The organism is Colwellia sp. MB3u-8, assembly GCF_014076985.1.
GTDB lineage: Bacteria > Pseudomonadota > Gammaproteobacteria > Enterobacterales > Alteromonadaceae > Cognaticolwellia.
The window spans coordinates 47,664-65,793 of record NZ_JACGVA010000067.1; the positions used below are offsets into that span (position 1 = coordinate 47,664).

Here is an 18,130-nt window from a genome sequence, read left to right on the forward strand (position 1 = left end):
ACCATGCAAAAAGATATCTTAAATCGCTATTTATTTGACAACCTACATGCTCGAGGCGAATTGGTTAACTTAAGCCAAACCTTCCAAGACATTGTTGCTGCACACGACTACCCGCTGGGCGTAAAGCAATTGTTAGGTGAATTAGTAGCCGCCACTTGCTTATTAACGGCAACCTTAAAATTTGAAGGTGAAATTGCGGTACAACTTCAAGGGGATGGCCCAATAGGTTATTTAGCTGTAAATGGCAATAATCGCCAGGAAATGCGTGGTATTGCACGTATGGTGAGCGACACCGAGGCAACGGCGCTGAAAGACCTTATCGGTAAAGGCAATATGATCATCACTATTCGGCCTAGCAATGGCGAACCTTATCAAGGTGTTGTAGCGCTTGAACAAGATACCTTGGCTGAATGCCTAGAGCACTACTTTGAGGTTTCAGAACAAATCCCCACTAAAATTTGGCTATTTAGTGATGAGCAAAGCTCGCAAATAGCAGGCACCTTAATTCAATTACTACCTGATGGTGGTGATAAAGAGCAACAACAAGCCGATTTTGAGCACTTGTGCCAACTCACCAATACGATTAAATCTGAAGAGATATTCTCATTAGCTAGCGAAGACTTGCTTTACCGGTTATATCATCAAGAAGAGGTTAGACTCTTTGAACCGCAAGCCGTTAGCTATCAATGTAGTTGCTCAGAAGAAAAGTGTTTAAATACCATTTCTCAAATTGAACCTACTGAACTTGAAAGTATTATTGTTGAACAAGGTAGTGTGTCGATGACTTGTGATTATTGTCTGACCACTTATGAATTTAAGCGCCCTCAATTAGCACCATTCATTGACGGCACAACTCACTAAGTAAATCTAAGCTGACTTCACTCCTTGATAGCTTACGAATTATTCGTAGGCTATCAAAATTAAAAGCTATACATCCCTACACAACATCATCAACAGACCGACTGATTTCAATCAAAATATCACCACAACCCGCATTTGATTATTAAAGCCCCCCAAATAAGAATAATATAAATACTTCAATCTAAAAATTTACATTTAATTCACACGTGGTATATTCAATTTTCATATTCATTCTTAAATTGTTCTTATATACAATCAATTAAGAGTGAATATACAACATAATTTTAATATAAACGGCTAAAGCTCGTATCAGCTAAATATAATAAAAATATAATAAAAATATAATAAAATGCGCTGTATAAGCGTAAAGGAGATTATCAGTGAAAAATAAAGTCGCATTAGCTGTTTCTACAGCAATAATGACCGCATCATTAAGTTCTATGGCAAGTATCAATGATGCTCGTCAAATGATTGCTTCAACAGCGCATAGCAAAAGTGCTGTAAACAGCCCGGTTGCTAAAAAATTCTTTTTTGAAGCTGATTTAGCTAAAGGCCAATACACTTACATTGTTCGTTTGAATGACATGGCATTAGCTACTTATGATGGCAGTATTGCTGGTCTTGCAGCCACCAACCCTAAAATAGCTAAAAAAGATTTATATGCTAAGTTAGCAAAAAGCAAAATGTCATCTCAACAAGTTCGTGATGCATTGCGTTTGGACACAAAGTCAAAAGAAGCTATTCAATATGCTAATTTTCTTGAAACTAAGCAACAAGACTTCCTGACGCAAGCATCTAGCAAGATAGGAAAAAAAGCAGAAGTTGTTTACCGTTATAAAAATGCCTTAAATGGCATGGCTCTTCGCCTAACACAAGCACAAGCAGCGAAACTATCAAGGTTAAGCAGTGTTGCATTTGTTGAGCGTGAGCGCATGGAACAAATGGATACTGATACAGGTCCAATTCATATAGGTGCCACAACAGTATGGGAAGGTGAAGGCCCATCAGCAATCAACATGGGTGAAGGAGTAATCATTGGTGTTATTGATAGTGGTATAAATTCAGATCATGCTTCATTTGCTGATGTTGGCGGTGATGGCTATGATCATATTAACCCTTGGGGAGCTGGTGTTTACGTTGGTGATTGTGCCGGTGATTTCGCATCAATGTGTAATGACAAGTTAATTGGTGTTCGTTCATACTCTGTGATCACTGACCTCTATGATGATACCGCTGTATTTGGTGACATGCCGCCAGCAAAGAATGGTGAGGATTACGGCGGACATGGTTCGCATACTGCCAGTACTGCTGGTGGTAATATAATAAAAAATGCTCCGCTTGTGTCTGGCGAAAGTGGTGTAGCAGAAAGTGATGGTGTTGTTAATGAAACCTTCTCTTTTGATCAAATTTCTGGTGTGGCTCCACATGCCAACATCGTTGCCTATCAAATTTGTCGACCTGGTGACCAAGGTGATACTTATTCTGGTTGCCCAGGTGCTGCAATTATTGCGGCCCTAGATGATGCAATTACTGATGGCGTAGACGTGTTAAATTACTCAATCAGTGGTGGTGGTGATCCTTGGACAAGCTCAACTGAACTTGGCTTTTTAGCCGCACAAGAAACGGGAATATTTTCAGCTGTCTCAGCGGGTAACAGTGGTTCAGATGCATATACCACTCCTAAAAATGCCCCGTGGTATACCGTTGTAGGTGCTTCAACACATGGTAGAACATTAGACACTTTTGTTAAATTCAACGAGAGTAACTATGTTTTTACTGCAGGCACTGGGCCTGTATTTGATGAAACGGTAACCGCTTTAGCTATTTCATCTAAGAGCATCGATGCCGCCAACTTTGAAGGTTGTTCTGCTTTTGCTGCTGATGCATTTAAAGATGCAATTGCACTCATTAGTCGTGGTACCTGTGCTTTCGCCGATAAAGTTACAAATGCAACTGATGCAGGAGCGGCTGCCGTTATTGTTTATAACAATAAAGATGGTGATGCTAGTATCACCATGTCAGGACTAGAAAATACAACTATACCTTCTGTTGCTATCTCGCAAAATTCAGGTATTGCTCTATTAGCTGAGTTGGCTGAAAATCCAACAGTGACTATGTCTATTGATCCTGCGATTACATTAAATGTAGGCCAAGCCGATGACATGGCTGAGTTCTCGTCACGCGGTCCTAACAACACTGTTGCGGATATCATGACTCCATCGGTAACTGCGCCCGGGGTGTCAATTTATGCTGCCTATTCAGATCAACAATTTGGACATGATGTAACTGGAACTGCCCCTACAGATTATGCGTTCTTACAAGGCACATCAATGTCAGCACCCCATACGGCTGGCGCTGGTGCGGTATTAAAATCAGCTCACCCAACATGGACACCTGATAATATTCGTTCAGCATTAATGTTGACTGCTGTTACTGATGTTCGTAAAGAAGATGGTGAAACAGCGGCTGATGTATTTGATATGGGGTCGGGTAGCATTCGTGTTAATTTAGCAACGGATACTGGTTTAATCATGGATGAAACTTTTGCTAACTACATGAAAGCAAACCCTGCTGTTGCTGGTGTTCCTTCATCATTAAACATCCCTTCAATGACTAACACTAAATGTATCGATACCTGTTCATGGACTCGTACCTTTACAGCAACTAAAGATGCAAATTGGACAGTGACAGCAAACACACCAACTACAGCACCAGTAGCTCCTTCAACTACGCCAGTTCCTAACGATATGGCACTAACAGTTACACCAACAAGCTTCGATATTAAAGCGGGTGAAACACAAACCATTACAGTGACTGCTGACGTTAGCGAAGCTGAAGTAAATGCATGGAACTTCGGTGACGTGACATTAACTTCTGAAGCTATTCCTAGTGCTAGATTACCCGTAATGGTGCAAGTATCAGGTAATAACCTGCCTGCAGAAGCATCTGTTGTTGCCAACCGCGCTGATGGTTCAATTACTTACACAGGTTTGAAAGCCAAAGACCTGACAGGCACAGTAACTGCTTCAACATACGAAGCGAAAGTCATTGAAGAGCGTACATTAGCGGTTACAGATGGTGATTATGATTTATTCTCAATTACCTTTGATGCCATTATGCCTTTAGCTGTATTTTCGATGAGCTCTGATGAGGCGCTAGATGCTGATTTAGAAATATATAATGGCAACTTCACATACCTTGGGGGTAGCTTTAGTAGTAGTTCTAATGAAATGGTATCTTTAACAGATTTACCGGCTGGGGATTATTGGGTTGTAGCAAGAGCCTACACACCATCTGCACCTGGTGCCACTGATGCTGTCGATGTAAAAGTGTCTACAACGCAATTGGTTGACGGTTCAATTAGTGAAGTTGTCACTACATCGGTAATTCAAAGTGATGCAGATTTCGACTTAACACTCAGCTGGACAGGCGCAGAAAATACGGCTGGCTTGATTGAATTAAAAGATGCTGATAGTAATATCGTATTGCCTTGGTCAATCACATTAGGTGAACCCGATGTTGTAGAAAGTGTATCCGATGAGCTAGAAAATGGTGTGCAAACAATGACACCAGGTGAAGCACATCCTGTAGCTTTCAACATTGCTCCTAACTTCACTAACAGTGATAAAGTTTACACGCTAGTTGCTGAAGTCACTTCAGGTCAGGAAATAGCAAACGTAAATAACGATGGTGTTGTTGCAGATAATACGGTTACTTGGACAATTACTCGTGCTGTTGGCATGTCAACTGAAATGTTGTCAGTTGGTTTTGACTTAATTCCTCGTACTGCAAGTATGGATAATGAAGTTAGGCTAACGAACACTTTAGGCAGTGATACAATTGAGTCTGTTTATACGTTTGGTGTAGTTGAAGTAGCTCCTGTAGCTTTAATTACAGGACTTTCAACAACAACAGAAGGAAGTTCAGTCACTGTTGATGGTTCAACCTCTTCAGATGCTAATGCTGATGCATTAACCTATTCTTGGGTTCAACTTTCAGGTACGCCTGTTGGCTTTGATGCAAGTGCGGCATCATTTACCTTTGTAGCGCCAAAAGTATCGAAAGATGAAACAGTATCTTTCCAACTAACGGTTAATGATGGAAACGGCAACACTAATGCAACAGTGGCGTCAGCTTCAATTGTTAATAAGAAAGAAAGTGGTTCATTCGGTTGGTTAATGCTACTACTAACACCTATGTTATTTACTCGTCGCAAAAAAGTATAGTTTCATAGCTAGGTTGTTAATTCAAAACCTATAAAAATAAAAGCCATCAACATTAAGTTGATGGCTTTTTTATTATTTATTCCACAGCAAGAGTATTAAAATTTTATTTACTCGTTAAACGTCCCTCTTATTAAGCCATCAGCATCAAAAAGTTAGCCGAAGTAAATTGCCTTACTCACTGCTTAAGCTAGCTAATAAGGCATTATAACTACCTCTGCACCCTAGTATTTATCAACGCATTGAAAGTTAAAGACATCTAAGCTAAAGGTTTTAATCTAGCGCTTTAACATTGATAAGGAAGGAAGCAGGCATCTTCATTAGCACAAACGGCCAAAGCGGGTATTAATATCAATGCAATTATTGCCCATTTGTGCGGGTTAAAATATACCATAACAGCGTTACTCACATGAATGTGAGTACTTAGGTTTTTCCTAGCACTAAAAGCCTGTACGTTCCCCCCCGATAGTAATCAACTCCTGAGTCGAGCGCCTTGTCCTGATATATTTTACCTAAGCACAACAGCTTTAAGTATGTGCTAAGTTTCTTATGTTTCTGATAATAAGTAATCGCTTGATTTGCCGATAAGGTGCCAAAAAAAATTTTAAAGACATATGCTCTGAGGGAAATTTAAAGTGCACTATCATTCATCCTTCGTACTAAATGGCATTTGACATGACTTAGAGAATAGGGTGATTCAAATAATAAAAAAGCAGGACTGATTGCTCAGCCCTGCTTTTTTTATTGTCTAGCGTTAAGTATTAAAAGTGAATAGTAGTACCAATAAATACACCGTCAAATTCAATGTTGCTATACAAGTCATTTAAGTCCTCTAACTCTAGCTTAACTGCACGGTAACCGGCATTAATATTTACATCAACAACTAAGTTATCAACAAGCTCATAGCTCACACCAACTTCATAGTCATAAAGTGTGTGATTGTCGATTGATAAAAAGTTGCCTTGTGCATATAGATTTAAACCCGTTAAAGGTAAGCCAACGTTAGTTCTCGCATATAACATAGGTACTACGTCAGTCACTTCAATGCTAGCTGATTGTGTAACCGATTCAGTGCCTGAATTGGCTTGTGCTGATACCGTTACGTCACCGTCAAAATCACGGGCGGTCAAACCAAAATCAAATGATAATAGATCATTATCAAATAACTCATAATAAAGTGTGTAATCAAGATAACTGACATTAAAATTAGCATTCACATTAGCATCTGTGCTAAAAGTTTCACCTTCAAATTCAAAGTCAGCCGTTAAGCTTGTGTTTCCTATCGTCTCTAGGGAAGTAGAGGCAATACGTATATTGGGAATTAACGGCAAAGGGTGCTCAAAGGCAATAAAAAAGCTGTTTTGTTTTTCATCCGCTAAGTTAAAATCAACTTGTGAACTAGCATCGCCAAAAGTGCCAGAAGCTTGGTTGTCCCATACTTGACCACCCAAATAGATGCCTAAAGCATCCGCTTGAACATTAGTAGATAAAATCGATGCAAGTGCTGCTGCTAGTACTATTTTTTTCATGTTTTATTATCCTTGACTCAATAAGTCGTCTAAATCAATCAGTGCTGCATTTGCACGTGATATATAATTAGCCATCACTAACGAATGATTTGCCAGCACACCAAAGCCATCACCATTTAAAATCATCGGACTCCAAATGGCTTCTTGGCTTGCTTCTAATTCGCGAATAATTTGTTGTACACTTACTTTAGCATTCTTCTGTCCTAGGACATCATTGAAGTCTATTTCGATGGCCTTCAAAAAGTGCAACAAGGCCCAACAAGCGCCACGGGCTTCATAAAATTCATTATCTATAACCCACCAACTTGTTTTTAGCTCCATGCTTGCTGCGCTTGATGTCGATTGTTTTGCGACTCTATCGCCTGCAAGATCAACATTAATTTGTTCGCGGCCAACACTGGCACTTAAGCGTTGAGAATAACTGCCTAAACGTTTAGTGGCTTCTTGAATCCAAGCGCGTAGGTTATCAGAACGCGTGTAAAACTGAGCTGATTGATTATTTATCTGAGTCAATGCCGTTCTGTATGCATATAACTCATTAATTGCTTTTTGGTATTCACCTTCAGCGCTAGGAATAGCCCAACTGGTGTTATCAATATTGAGCTGTGGTTGAGCCACTTTTAAATTTTTGTTTTCAACTGACTGAGATTGCGAACGACTAAATTCTTGGCGCATTACCAACGACATATCTCTTATCATTTCAAGTGCGCCGAACTCCCATGCGGGGATATTATCTAAAAACACTGATGGTGGCAGCGCATCATTAGATAAATAACCACCTGGCTTATGCAGTAAGGTTTCAGTCACACGAATTAATGCCGTTGTGGTGGTATAACCGACAACAGGAGTGACATTTTCTGCTGTTGCTGCTTTTGTCACTTCAGCACGAATATCGAATTGTTCTGGTTCAAAGCTCCAATAAACGCCAAGTAAATACAGCACAAAAAATAGCGCTAAAAATCCTGAAATAACAGTTTTTATTGAGATATTAACTTTCATAACTACTCCTAATGGTGCTCATGCTTTTTCTGTTTAAGACCTTGAACAGTATAATTTACATCTATGCTAGATTGATCGTCAAAAGACAGGGTGATTATAATATTTTCTTTCGCCTTTAAGGGGTGTTTTAAATCAAAAATCATTAAATGAAAACCTGAAGGCTGAAATACGGTATTATTTTGAGCTGAAATTTCTACATAGTCACGTTGGCGCATACGCATTAAGCCATCAGACATAGTATGTTGATGAATTTCAATCCGGTCACTTACTGCACTTGTTGCGGCAATGAGTCGAATATTTTTTGCGGATAAATTTTTTATCGTCATATAAGCAGAAGAAATCGACGTACCTGGGATACTCTCCCTTGCATAGCCATTTTCAACTACCAGCTTGGTGTTCTCACTTGCCAAGCTTATATTGGCAAAAACACTACTCACGACTATCACCAGTGAAATTATGGGTAAAAATACATTCCTCATAAGCTGCTATACATCCTTTTTATTCATATTATGATTCGTTATCATCATTGTAACTAAGCTTGGGCGAAATGGATAACTTAATTATTTCAAATAAACCCCAGGGTATTCTACTCATCGACATTAACCCCTTAATAAAAAAAAGCCATAGTGAGCTCTGTGGTTTATTTACGCTGACGAATACCCGTGATGATATTTTCTGGATATTGACCCAAGATGAAAAAAAGTGTTTTCGTGTAGGTAGCGACTTCAATGACTTTATTAAGTGTAGCTAACTTAGTTAATAGTTATTAGTCAACTATTTTAACGCCCTTCTGCTTTTAGCTGTATGGGTCATAGGTTAAATCATAGGTTCAATATAGAACGCTGAAAGCTATTACTACTATTAGTGTCAATGTTTTTACTGTGAAGATAAGTGTAAAGATCAACTCGCTATGTTGAACATTTTATTATTTTTAACTTTTCTGCTGACATTTCATCTTCATTAATATTCATATCCGCAGAAAAACATTAGCATTAGCATTGAACAGAGCTTTTATCTCGTGTGATTAACCAAATAACGCCAGCCACTAAAAATATGGGCCAAAACACACCCACCAATAACATAGCGCCGCCACCTAGTAACAACATAACAATAAAAATCAATGAACCAAATACACTCATCGCTATTGCTAAGGCCACTAACACCAGTAGCACCACCACTAATGCTGAAATACTAATGGCCTTTAAAGGTTCAACCATTTGCTCTCCCATATAAATGTCAACATCAAATAAATCTATAAAACTGACACCTAAAACATAAGTTAAAAATAATGTGGCAAATATAGCTAGAAATAATGATTTAAAAAATGACATAACTTGCTCCCTTTAATATCTTCAAAAATATCTTCAAACAAATTTAACGCGTTAAGCTTTAGTTGGCATTAACATGGTAGCGACTAAATAAGCGACGCCTGTGGCAACAGGGAACATCAATAAAGCGAGAATAGCGCCTACTCTAACCGCTAGGCGAGGCAAATTGTAATACTTAGCAATACCGCCACAAACACCTGATAATTTTTTATGTACTACATCTTTAGTTAAGGTTTTATTAACTGAATACTCGCGATTAAAGCTCATCACTTACTCCTCGTGCCCAAGCTGAGCACTTTTATACATTAAATTGAAAAATATTAATAACACGCCAATAAAGTAGCTAACCACAGGCGTTATAAAGATAACACCAAGGATTACCCAAGATCAAAGCGCGGCATTAATAATGACTGCCCGTTAACCTTTAGCTATTTTTTGCTTTAATTGCGCTAACGCTTGCTCCATGGTTTCATCATTTTCTAGTGTACGAAACTGGCTATCTAAAGTTTTTGACGATGTCATATCATAGGCTTCAACTGCCGCTTCAACACGGTCAATTTTTTGTTGATAAAGCTCAAATTTACTGATCGCTTGGTCAATATTATCAATGGCAACTTTCTCACGCACTTTCAAGCACACTTCTGCGGCTTGTTGGCGTATTGCAAAGACTTCCTGTTTACGCTTCGCCTCCGTTAATTTATCTTGCAAACGTTGACTATCTAGCTGAAGCGCATTTAAGTACTCATCAAATTGGCTTAACTCTTCATTAAATTCTGCTAGTTTTTGTATACAACTTTGTTTTTCAACTAGCGCAGATTTGGCTAAGTCTTCGCGACTCTTATTTAAAGCAAGTTCAGCTTTTTGCTGCCAATGTGCAACGCGACTTTCCATTGCACGTATATGGCGCATCAGTGTTTTCTTTTCTGCAATCTGCTTAGCCGCTGCTGAACGCACTTCAACCAAGGTTTCTGCCATTTCCTCAATGATCAACTTGATCATTTTTTCTGGTTCCTCTGCCTTATCTAACATGGCGTTAATATTGGCGTTAATAATATCGGTAAATCTTGAAAACATGCCCATGGTATTTCTCCTATTAATACGCTGAAGTTTGTTGTTTATTTGTCGCTAATTTTTTTTGCTTTGAAACTGCCGCTAACTCTTGAGTTTTCACTGTACTGTAGCGCGTCGAAAAACGATCTAGATCAGCCTTGATTGAATCTGCGAGTTCTGCAGATAGATCACGCTGAACTTTTTGTTTTTGTGCCTGTACGCTTAAGGTTAAATTTTGCGATAAGCCGGTATCTTGTGCATAAGTATTGATCGTAAATAGCAAAGTACAAGATAATAAAACCGCGCGTAATGTCTGTTTACTTTGTAATAGTTTCATTATTAATATCCTTATGTGAGTCACTTGAAGCCTGAATAGTTAACGCTTCAAGTTGGTATCTAATATTACTATTACAAGTGCTGTGCCAATTGCTTAAAAATATTTAACTTGCTGTTATTATTGTTATTTTAAAGTTATTGAGATAGGGCCTCATCGTAAGACATAATATGTCAAACTATAATTTGGTCAATATCCCCACTGAAATTAGTGAAATTGACCAATAATTAATTTAAGATTTTATTTGGCCGCTTGGTAGCCATAATCAAATTTATAGCTAGGCCATTCGCAGGCAGATTTGTAGTTATGATGACAGCAAAATAAACGCTGCCGTCATCATAAATAGCTAGGTAGGTAGGCGGGACGGTACTGATAGCCTTATTTTTACTAGAAGTTATTCGTGGAGTTTGCAACGATTGTGTTAGGTAACGAGCCCCATTCGCTCCAAGAGCCGTCATAAACTCGCACACTTTTATGACCGATAATGTCTGCAGCCAGCGCCAAAATGCAAGCGGTAACACCTGAGCCGCAGCTCATGATCATAGCTTGTTTATTGGCGTTAATATGGGCAAAAATTTCAGCTAATTCATCAGGAGATTTAAACAGACCTTGATTGAACAAATGCTGGTAGGCTAAGTTTTTTGCATTTGGCATATGGCCGCTACGCACACCCGCACGAGGCTCTGCATCTAATCCTTTAAAGCGACGTTCAGCACGAGCATCGAGAATAAGTTCAGCTTGCGAATCCGTTTGAGTGGCAACTTCACGCCAGTCACAAAAATAGCCCACTTGCTCTTTGGCAATAAAATTGCCAATAACTTGCTGATCCTTAGCATGGATATCAGTTTGGGGATCCATGACAGGTTTCTTCAATTTGAGCCAATAAGGTAAGCCACCGTCTAATACGGCAATATTTGTATGGCCCATGGCTCTAAACATATACCAAGCCCGCGCGGCAGAAAATAAACCTAAATCATCATAAACCACAATTTGGCTTTGCTGGTTAATGCCTAACGCTTTTGCAGCTTGCTCAAAATGACTAGCTGATGGCATGGTGTGGGGTAAATCACTCGCTAGATCTGAGAAGTGTTGATTTAAGTCGAAACGGCGAGCGTTGGGCAGACGATATTCAGGCCAACTATATGCTGGCGCAGCCATGTTACCCACAGGTGGAATACTCGCATCTAACACCACAAGGTCCTTACTAGCGAGTATCGCGTGCAAATCGATACAGGAAATTAATTGCTGAAAATACGTCATGATCTAAACTCTTACTGATAAGCGTAAAGCAAAATTAGCCGAGTTAAACACGAAAGTACAGTATTTAGCGAAAGAGAGCTTTCAAAAGCATAATCAAGGTATAAAATGCAGTTAAATTGATGAGTTATATTACTAAAGCACAATAAACAATATTAGGTCATTTTTTCGTTAGGTTTACGGTTTACGGTTTACGCTTTAAGGTAACAGGTAACAGGTAACAAGGATTATTTACCTTGTTCTAAATGAGCGACAATCAATGAGGTCGCTAGCACACAAACACTAGGCAACATAAATAGCGTAAATAATAAGGTGAAACTTAGCATGGTATAATTCCTTTTAAGCTGTTTATAACACTATATTTTTAACGTGTTATTAAATACATTATATAAACACTTACAAAGGTTATGCCAAGGTTTGAGTTAAAGTTAATACATTGTTTTTAAAGCTAATTTATCTTTACACCAGCATTAACTAGGCTAAATAAACGCTAATATCCCTCCGATGTGGTTAAATTTACTAATATATAGTGAGGTTTGTGCAAACATCAAACAAACAAAGCACTCGTTAGAAAATGATGAAGAAGTCCCAAAATCGAGCACTGACTTTCCGATATTGGGACCTTTAAAGCGCTAAATAGAGCTAAGTATTCAGCATGTAAAGTACCTAGTTCGGCGATAATAAACCGACATTAAGGCTATATTACCTTTAGATTACAGTTAAATCCGGGTTAAGTTGTAATACTTTAGCAAAAGCTTGTTGCAGTACTTCACCACCGACATTTTCGCCATTGGCATTTTCACTTAAATAACGACGAAATTGTTTGGCGCCTGCTAAGCCATTACATAAACCTAACATATGCCTTGCCACATGCCAGGCGCGACCACCACTGGCAACGTGACGGTCAATATAGTCAACCATTTCATTGAGCACGGCTTGTCGTGACTTAACCTCTGCGCCAGCCTGCCAAATTTCATTATCAGCCTGAGTTAACATATAAGGGTTTTGATAAATTTCTCGACCCATCATCACGCCATCAATATGCTGCATGTGCTCATTGGCTTGTGCAAAAGTGGTTATGCCGCCATTAATTGAAATTTGAAGCTTTAAAAAGTCTTGTTTAAGTTGATAAACCCTTTGATAGTCTAAGGGCGGAATATCTCGGTTTTGTTTTGGACTTAAACCGCTGAGCCAAGCTTTACGCGCGTGAATAATAAAGTGCTGACACCCAGCCGCACTAACCCTTGTTAAAAACTGCTGCAAAAATTCATAACTGTCGAGGTCGTCAATACCAATACGAGATTTTACCGTTGTCGGGATCTTAGTCGCGTTTTGCATACTAGCAACACAATCGGCAACTAACTCTGGCTCAGCCATTAAACAAGCACCAAACTTGCCATTTTGTACTCGGTCTGACGGACAACCCACATTGATATTGATTTCATCGTAACCTTGCTGCTCAGCAATTTTTGCACATTCGGTCATCGCCTTTACATCACTACCCCCGAGCTGTAACACCAAGGGGTGCTCCTGCTCGTTATAGGCCAAGTAATTACCTTTTCCGTGCAATATTGCCCCCGTAGTCACCATTTCGGTATACAAGACCGTTTGCTTAGACATTACACGATAAAAATAACGACAATGGCGATCAGTCCAATCGAGCATAGGGGCAATAGAAAATTTATGTGAAATCATAAAGTGGTAAAAAACCTTTAAGTGTAAAGCGAAGGTAGCTGCGGATAACAACCACTGAAATGTTGACTAATTATAAAGGCTTTAGTGATGCGAAACAAAAGAAATAATATTTAGCCGTTACACTTAAAATGCCAATAGCTTGCAATTTTTTGTTTAAATATGACTAACAAGACAAGCTTAAATAATGCAATTTAGCTAATCATTGATTAGCACCTTATCCCTTAAGCCACTGAATACTGCTTAAGTTTAGCCCTTAATTCTTCGTTAGACTTACCCAATATAGCGATATCAGCCAAGGCTAGATCTAACTCGGCTTGCACAGCCAAGATGTTACTTATGGTCTTTGTTTTATCCGCCTGTGCTGAAACCTCACGCGCTTTTACTTTAGCTAATTGCGCTTTGGTTTCTGCTAACAGCGCTACTAAGCGAACCACATCTTTATTTTCTTTAACTATTTGGTCACTGCCTAGGTTAACTTTCATCGGTTGATCTGCTTCAATAAACTGATCGGTTTTATTGAGTAAATAAAGCATCGACAAACGCAGGATAAAAAATAACAGGGTAAAGAATAACACCAGCACATATTGATGAGAATGTTCAACTAATGCAGCATTTAATCGTTCTGCAAAACCACCATGACTGACCACAAAAGTAATAAAAATTTGATTGTGCCAAGCCAGTGATATTAAAAGATAGATAAGGATAAAGTTTGGCGCTTTATTTTCTGAACGATTAAAAATTAGCACTGATTTTAGAAATTTTGAAAACATAAAAATCCTTTTTTATAGATAACAGAGGTTAATATAGATAAATATGGCTAAATAAAGCTGAATAACGCACTGGGTCTGCATACTTTACGATTACAAAAAACCCGCGGAATTTAATGGGGTTATTTTTTCTATACATTGCAATAAGCTAGGAGGGTTTAGAATAATTCAACTTGAATTCCAGATACCAAATAAACAAACTTATTCTGCTGAAAAAAAAGCAAACTTTAACCGGTCAGTGCAATATTTTCATCCTCATTAGCATGAGTTAAGCATAACTTTCGCTGCCTTATCTCTTCAACAGTTTGAGGTTAACATAGTTTTTAAGCTCAGTAATATTACTAAAACCTAGGTGTTTAATGAGGTAAAATTCTGTCTATGACTTGAAGCCAATAAAATTTTTTTCAGAGAAATGCTGTCACTATTGGATATCAGGATATCAACAGCTGCCAGAAAGTATAGAGCAAAGTGCTGGTATTAATCCTTAGTGCCTAATCGGTTCCGTTACAATAAACATTCAACAGCAACAACTTAACCTATTTATTGTGCAATTTGTCGCATATTTCACTTAGCTAACCTGACCTATTGGTTAAAAAAATGTTATAAAGTATGATTATTAAGAAATTACTCGGTTTACAATTATCAGGGGAATCATGAAATATTCAATTAAATCAGCCTTACTTTGTGTTTGTATTGCTGCTAGTGGCCAGGCCTTAGCAAAAAACAGCATTAGTGACGATAAATTTCGTCAACTGGAAGAGAGCTTACCAACGCCAAATACTTATCGTACCGCGTCTGGCGCACCGGGTCATCAATATTGGCAACAAGATGTTGATTACAAAATTAATATTAGCTTAAATGACGAAAAGCAAACCCTGTCAGGTGATGAAACTATTGATTACACGAATAATTCTCCTGATACCCTGCGTTACTTATGGTTGCAATTAGACCAAAATAAGTTAGCCGAAAATTCGGGTGCAAAAACAACGCAAACCGCGCCTAAGAAAAAAGTGACTTACAGCAGTTTCCGCAATGCTATTAAAAAAGACGATTTTCAGGGCGGTTATGATATTACTCAGGTTACTGGCGCAAACGGCAAAGCCTTAAGTTATATCATTAATGGCACTATGATGCGCATCGATCTACCTGAAGCACTTAAATCCGGTGATAGTGTCGAGTTAAACATTAATTGGAATTACCAATTACATGAGCAAAAAGTACTAGGTGGCCGCTCAGGTTACGAATACTTTAAAGAAGATGACAATTACCTTTACGAAGTGGCTAGCTGGTTCCCGCGCGCGGCAGCCTATTATGACGTAATGGGTTGGCAAAATAAGCAGTTTATCGGTAGCGGTGAATTTGCCTTAGAATTTGGTGATTATAACGTGAGCATTACGGTTCCTGCTGATCACGTTGTTGCAGCAACCGGTGTCTTGCAAAATCCGAAAGAGGTCTTAACAAAAAATCAGCGTCAGCGTTTAGAAAAAGCGAAAAAAGCGGATAAGCCCGTTTTAGTTATCACCCCTGAAGAAGCGTTAGTAAACGAAAAGTCTCGCGCGACTAAGACCAAAACTTGGCAATTTGAAGCGAAAAATGTTCGTGACTTTGCTTTTGCCTCAAGTCGTAAATTTATTTGGGATGCACAAGGCTATCAAGGCGGTAAAACTGACACTATGGCAATGTCTTACTACCCGAATGAAGGTAATCCGTTATGGGAAAAGTACTCTACTGAGGCCATTATCCATACGATGGAACAATATAGTAAGTATACCTTTGCTTACCCCTATCCTGTTTCTATCTCGGTAAACGGTCCTGTTGGTGGCATGGAATATCCCATGATCACTTTTAATGGCCCACGCCCGACGTTAGATAAAGAAACGGGTGAAAAAACGTATTCTCGCAAGACTAAATACGGCCTAATTGGCGTTATTATTCATGAAGTGGGTCATAACTATTTCCCCATGATTGTTAACTCTGACGAACGTCAGTGGACCTGGATGGATGAAGGATTAAACACTTTCCTACAATTTGTCGCTGAGCAAGCATGGGAAGAAGGCTATCCTTCTCGCCGTGGTAATGCCGCTAATATGATCAGTTACATGAAAAGTGATAACCAAGTGCCCATCATGACTAACTCAGAGTCAATTTTGCAATTTGGTAACAACGCTTACGGCAAACCAGCAACCGCATTAAACATTTTACGTGAAACTATTATGGGTCGTGAATTGTTTGATTTTGCTTTTAAAGAATATGCCCAACGTTGGAAGTTTAAACGCCCGACCCCTGCTGACTTTTTCCGTACTATGGAAGATGCCTCAGGTGTTGATTTAGACTGGTTTTGGCGTGGTTGGTTCTACACCACAGATCATGTTGATATTGCTTTAGGTAACATTCACTTGTACCGTCCAAATAGCCAAAATCCAGATACGGAAGAAGCTTGGGAACGAGCACTATACAACGAACAACCTGATTTTATTAGCAAAATTCATAACAATGGCCAGTGGCTTCGCACGGATGATAAACCTCAATTGTTAGATTTTTACAACGAACATGACAAATTTACTGCAACAAACAAAGCTCGTAATAAATATAACAAAAGCCATAAAAAATTAGAACAATGGCAAAAAGACCTATTACTTGACGAAAGAAACTTCTACATTGTTGATTTTGAAAATAAAGGTGGCTTAGTTATGCCGATTATTTTAGATCTTACTTATGCTGATAACAGCGTTGAACGGGTAACAATACCTGCTGAAATCTGGCGTCGTGACAGCAAAAAAGTGTCTAAATTATTTATTCGTGACCAAGAAATAACCGGCATTGCGATTGACCCTAATTGGGAGACAGCGGATGTAGATGTGAGTAACAACTACTGGCCTGCACGTCCAATTAAGTCTCGCTTTGATTTATACAAACGTAAGAAAAAAGACATGATGCGTGATTACAACGTTGAATTAAAAAGTGCTGATGACAAAAATGCAGAAGAACAAGCGGAGGTTGAACAGCAATAATGTTGCTCAACCTAGCTAAACGCATTTTTGTTTTGCTATTGTGTGGGCTAGCCGTTAATGCGGTTGCCCACCGTTATTTTTTTAGCATGACAGATTTAACCTTAAATGAGCGTACTCAGTCGATTGAAGTTATTCACCAAATAACCGCTCACGACATTGATAACGCGATTGCAGAAACAAAGCAAATTCACTTTTCAATTGCTCATCCCGATTACGAAAATATTATTCGCCAATATGTTGAAGCGCATTTTCAGCTTTATTATCAAGGCCAAGCAATACCATTGAACTGGATCGGATTTGAAATCAATAAAGGCAATATTTTTCTTTATCAAGAAGCGGCGTTCGATCATTCGTTGATTGAACTAAAAATAATCAACAGTTTGCTCACCAAGCGTTATGCAAAACAGGTCAATACCGTTAATTTTTACAGTAACATGATAAAAGGTAGCCTAACTTTCAACAAATCAGTTACTATGAATTACATTAAAATTAATGATTAATATAGTTAAATTTAGATTCTGCTGATAAATGTGCAAAATCAAGTAACTAAATTAAAGAAAAGCTTTTGGAAAAACATTTATGAATGTAGACTTTATTAACCCCTTTCTTTCTTCAATGCTAAACGTTATGTCAACCATGGCGCAACTGGAATTAACGCCTGAAAAACCTCGTTTGAAAAAAAATGAAATAGCAAAAGGCGATGTTTCAGGTTTAATTGGTATGGTGGGCAAACAAACTAAAGGTTCTTTATCTATTACCTTTGAAGCCAAGTTAGCACTGGCCACTATGAAGAAAATGGTTGGTGAAGGCCCAGATGTAATCAATGACGAAATTACTGATTTAGTGGGTGAAATTACCAATATGGTTACTGGCGGCGCAAAACGTATGCTAAGTGAGAAAGGTATTGAGTTTGATATGGCAACCCCTATCGTTGTTTCTGGCATAGATCACACTATTCAGCACAAAGCTGACGGACCCGTTATTATTATGACGCTAACATCTGAATACGGTAATGCGTATATTGAATTTAGTTTCAATAAATAATCGATTTGCATAACCATATTTAGCCTCGTTTA

The 18,130-nt window shown here is 38.6% G+C and carries 16 protein-coding genes; 6 read left to right on the forward strand and 10 right to left on the reverse strand.

What is annotated here, in order from left to right; all coding sequences use genetic code 11:
- The first annotated feature begins 3 nt into the window (after positions 1 to 3).
- Both hslO and H4J54_RS12245 read left to right on the forward strand, forming a co-directional pair.
- Positions 4 to 861 carry an Hsp33 family molecular chaperone HslO gene (hslO, locus tag H4J54_RS12240; RefSeq protein ID WP_182191194.1) on the forward strand — a complete coding sequence of 286 codons (858 nt, stop codon included), beginning with the start codon at positions 4 to 6 and terminating at the stop codon, positions 859 to 861.
- Between the two features lie 380 nt (positions 862 to 1,241).
- Complete coding sequence (locus H4J54_RS12245; RefSeq protein WP_182191150.1) at positions 1,242 to 5,087, forward strand: S8 family serine peptidase; 3,846 nt, start codon at positions 1,242 to 1,244, stop codon at positions 5,085 to 5,087.
- A 758-nt stretch (positions 5,088 to 5,845) separates the two neighbouring features.
- On the opposite strand, the gene H4J54_RS12250 is transcribed toward H4J54_RS12245, so the two are convergent.
- Genes H4J54_RS12250 through H4J54_RS12260 form a run of 3 tightly spaced genes read right to left on the reverse strand, consistent with a single transcriptional unit; the run spans position 5,846 to position 8,091 of the window.
- Positions 5,846 to 6,613: a TIGR04219 family outer membrane beta-barrel protein gene (locus tag H4J54_RS12250; RefSeq protein ID WP_182191151.1), complete on the reverse strand. Its 768-nt coding sequence runs from the start codon at positions 6,611 to 6,613 to the stop codon at positions 5,846 to 5,848.
- A 6-nt stretch (positions 6,614 to 6,619) separates the two neighbouring features.
- Positions 6,620 to 7,612: a DUF2333 family protein gene (locus tag H4J54_RS12255; protein ID WP_182191152.1), complete on the reverse strand. Its 993-nt coding sequence runs from the start codon at positions 7,610 to 7,612 to the stop codon at positions 6,620 to 6,622.
- 8 nt (positions 7,613 to 7,620) lie between these two features.
- Entirely contained in the window at positions 7,621 to 8,091 is a 471-nt protein-coding gene (locus tag H4J54_RS12260) for a copper chaperone PCu(A)C (protein ID WP_182191153.1), read from the reverse strand.
- Between the two features lie 68 nt (positions 8,092 to 8,159).
- Here H4J54_RS12260 and H4J54_RS12265 point away from each other — a divergent pair, with 68 nt between their 5' ends.
- The gene (locus H4J54_RS12265) at positions 8,160 to 8,363 is read left to right on the forward strand and encodes a hypothetical protein (protein ID WP_182191154.1); all 204 of its coding nucleotides are present in this window, start codon (positions 8,160 to 8,162) and stop codon (positions 8,361 to 8,363) included.
- Positions 8,364 to 8,604: 241 nt separating this feature from the next.
- Here H4J54_RS12265 and H4J54_RS12270 read toward each other — a convergent pair whose 3' ends face one another.
- From H4J54_RS12270 to H4J54_RS12300, 7 genes are all read right to left on the reverse strand, one after another.
- The gene (locus H4J54_RS12270) at positions 8,605 to 8,943 is read right to left on the reverse strand and encodes a hypothetical protein (protein ID WP_182191155.1); all 339 of its coding nucleotides are present in this window, start codon (positions 8,941 to 8,943) and stop codon (positions 8,605 to 8,607) included.
- 51 nt (positions 8,944 to 8,994) lie between these two features.
- On the reverse strand, positions 8,995 to 9,207 hold the full coding sequence (locus H4J54_RS12275) for a PspC domain-containing protein (protein ID WP_182191156.1): 213 nt from the start codon (positions 9,205 to 9,207) through the stop codon (positions 8,995 to 8,997).
- Between the two features lie 150 nt (positions 9,208 to 9,357).
- Complete coding sequence (pspA, locus tag H4J54_RS12280; protein ID WP_182191157.1) at positions 9,358 to 10,020, reverse strand: phage shock protein PspA; 663 nt, start codon at positions 10,018 to 10,020, stop codon at positions 9,358 to 9,360.
- 13 nt (positions 10,021 to 10,033) lie between these two features.
- A complete protein-coding gene (locus H4J54_RS12285) occupies positions 10,034 to 10,327 on the reverse strand; it encodes a hypothetical protein (protein WP_182191158.1) in 294 nt (97 codons plus the stop codon).
- Positions 10,328 to 10,711: 384 nt separating this feature from the next.
- Positions 10,712 to 11,584, reverse strand: a complete 873-nt coding sequence (locus tag H4J54_RS12290; RefSeq protein WP_182191159.1) for a sulfurtransferase — start codon at positions 11,582 to 11,584, stop codon at positions 10,712 to 10,714.
- Positions 11,585 to 12,289: 705 nt separating this feature from the next.
- A complete protein-coding gene (gene dusA, locus H4J54_RS12295) occupies positions 12,290 to 13,276 on the reverse strand; it encodes a tRNA dihydrouridine(20/20a) synthase DusA (protein WP_182191160.1) in 987 nt (328 codons plus the stop codon).
- A gap of 221 nt (positions 13,277 to 13,497) precedes the next feature.
- Positions 13,498 to 14,046, reverse strand: a complete 549-nt coding sequence (locus H4J54_RS12300) for a hypothetical protein (RefSeq protein WP_182191161.1) — start codon at positions 14,044 to 14,046, stop codon at positions 13,498 to 13,500.
- A gap of 650 nt (positions 14,047 to 14,696) precedes the next feature.
- On the opposite strand from H4J54_RS12300, the gene H4J54_RS12305 reads away from it, so the two are divergent.
- The 3 genes from H4J54_RS12305 to H4J54_RS12315 all read left to right on the forward strand — a co-directional run bounded on the left by H4J54_RS12305 (position 14,697) and on the right by H4J54_RS12315 (position 18,098).
- Positions 14,697 to 17,054 carry a M1 family metallopeptidase gene (locus H4J54_RS12305; protein WP_182191162.1) on the forward strand — a complete coding sequence of 786 codons (2,358 nt, stop codon included), beginning with the start codon at positions 14,697 to 14,699 and terminating at the stop codon, positions 17,052 to 17,054.
- Entirely contained in the window at positions 17,054 to 17,554 is a 501-nt protein-coding gene (locus H4J54_RS12310) for a DUF6702 family protein (RefSeq protein WP_182191163.1), read from the forward strand. Before H4J54_RS12305 ends, H4J54_RS12310 begins: the two co-directional genes overlap by 1 nt.
- Positions 17,555 to 17,633: 79 nt before the next feature.
- Complete coding sequence (locus H4J54_RS12315) at positions 17,634 to 18,098, forward strand: chemotaxis protein CheX (protein ID WP_182191164.1); 465 nt, start codon at positions 17,634 to 17,636, stop codon at positions 18,096 to 18,098.
- Positions 18,099 to 18,130: the final 32 nt, after the last annotated feature.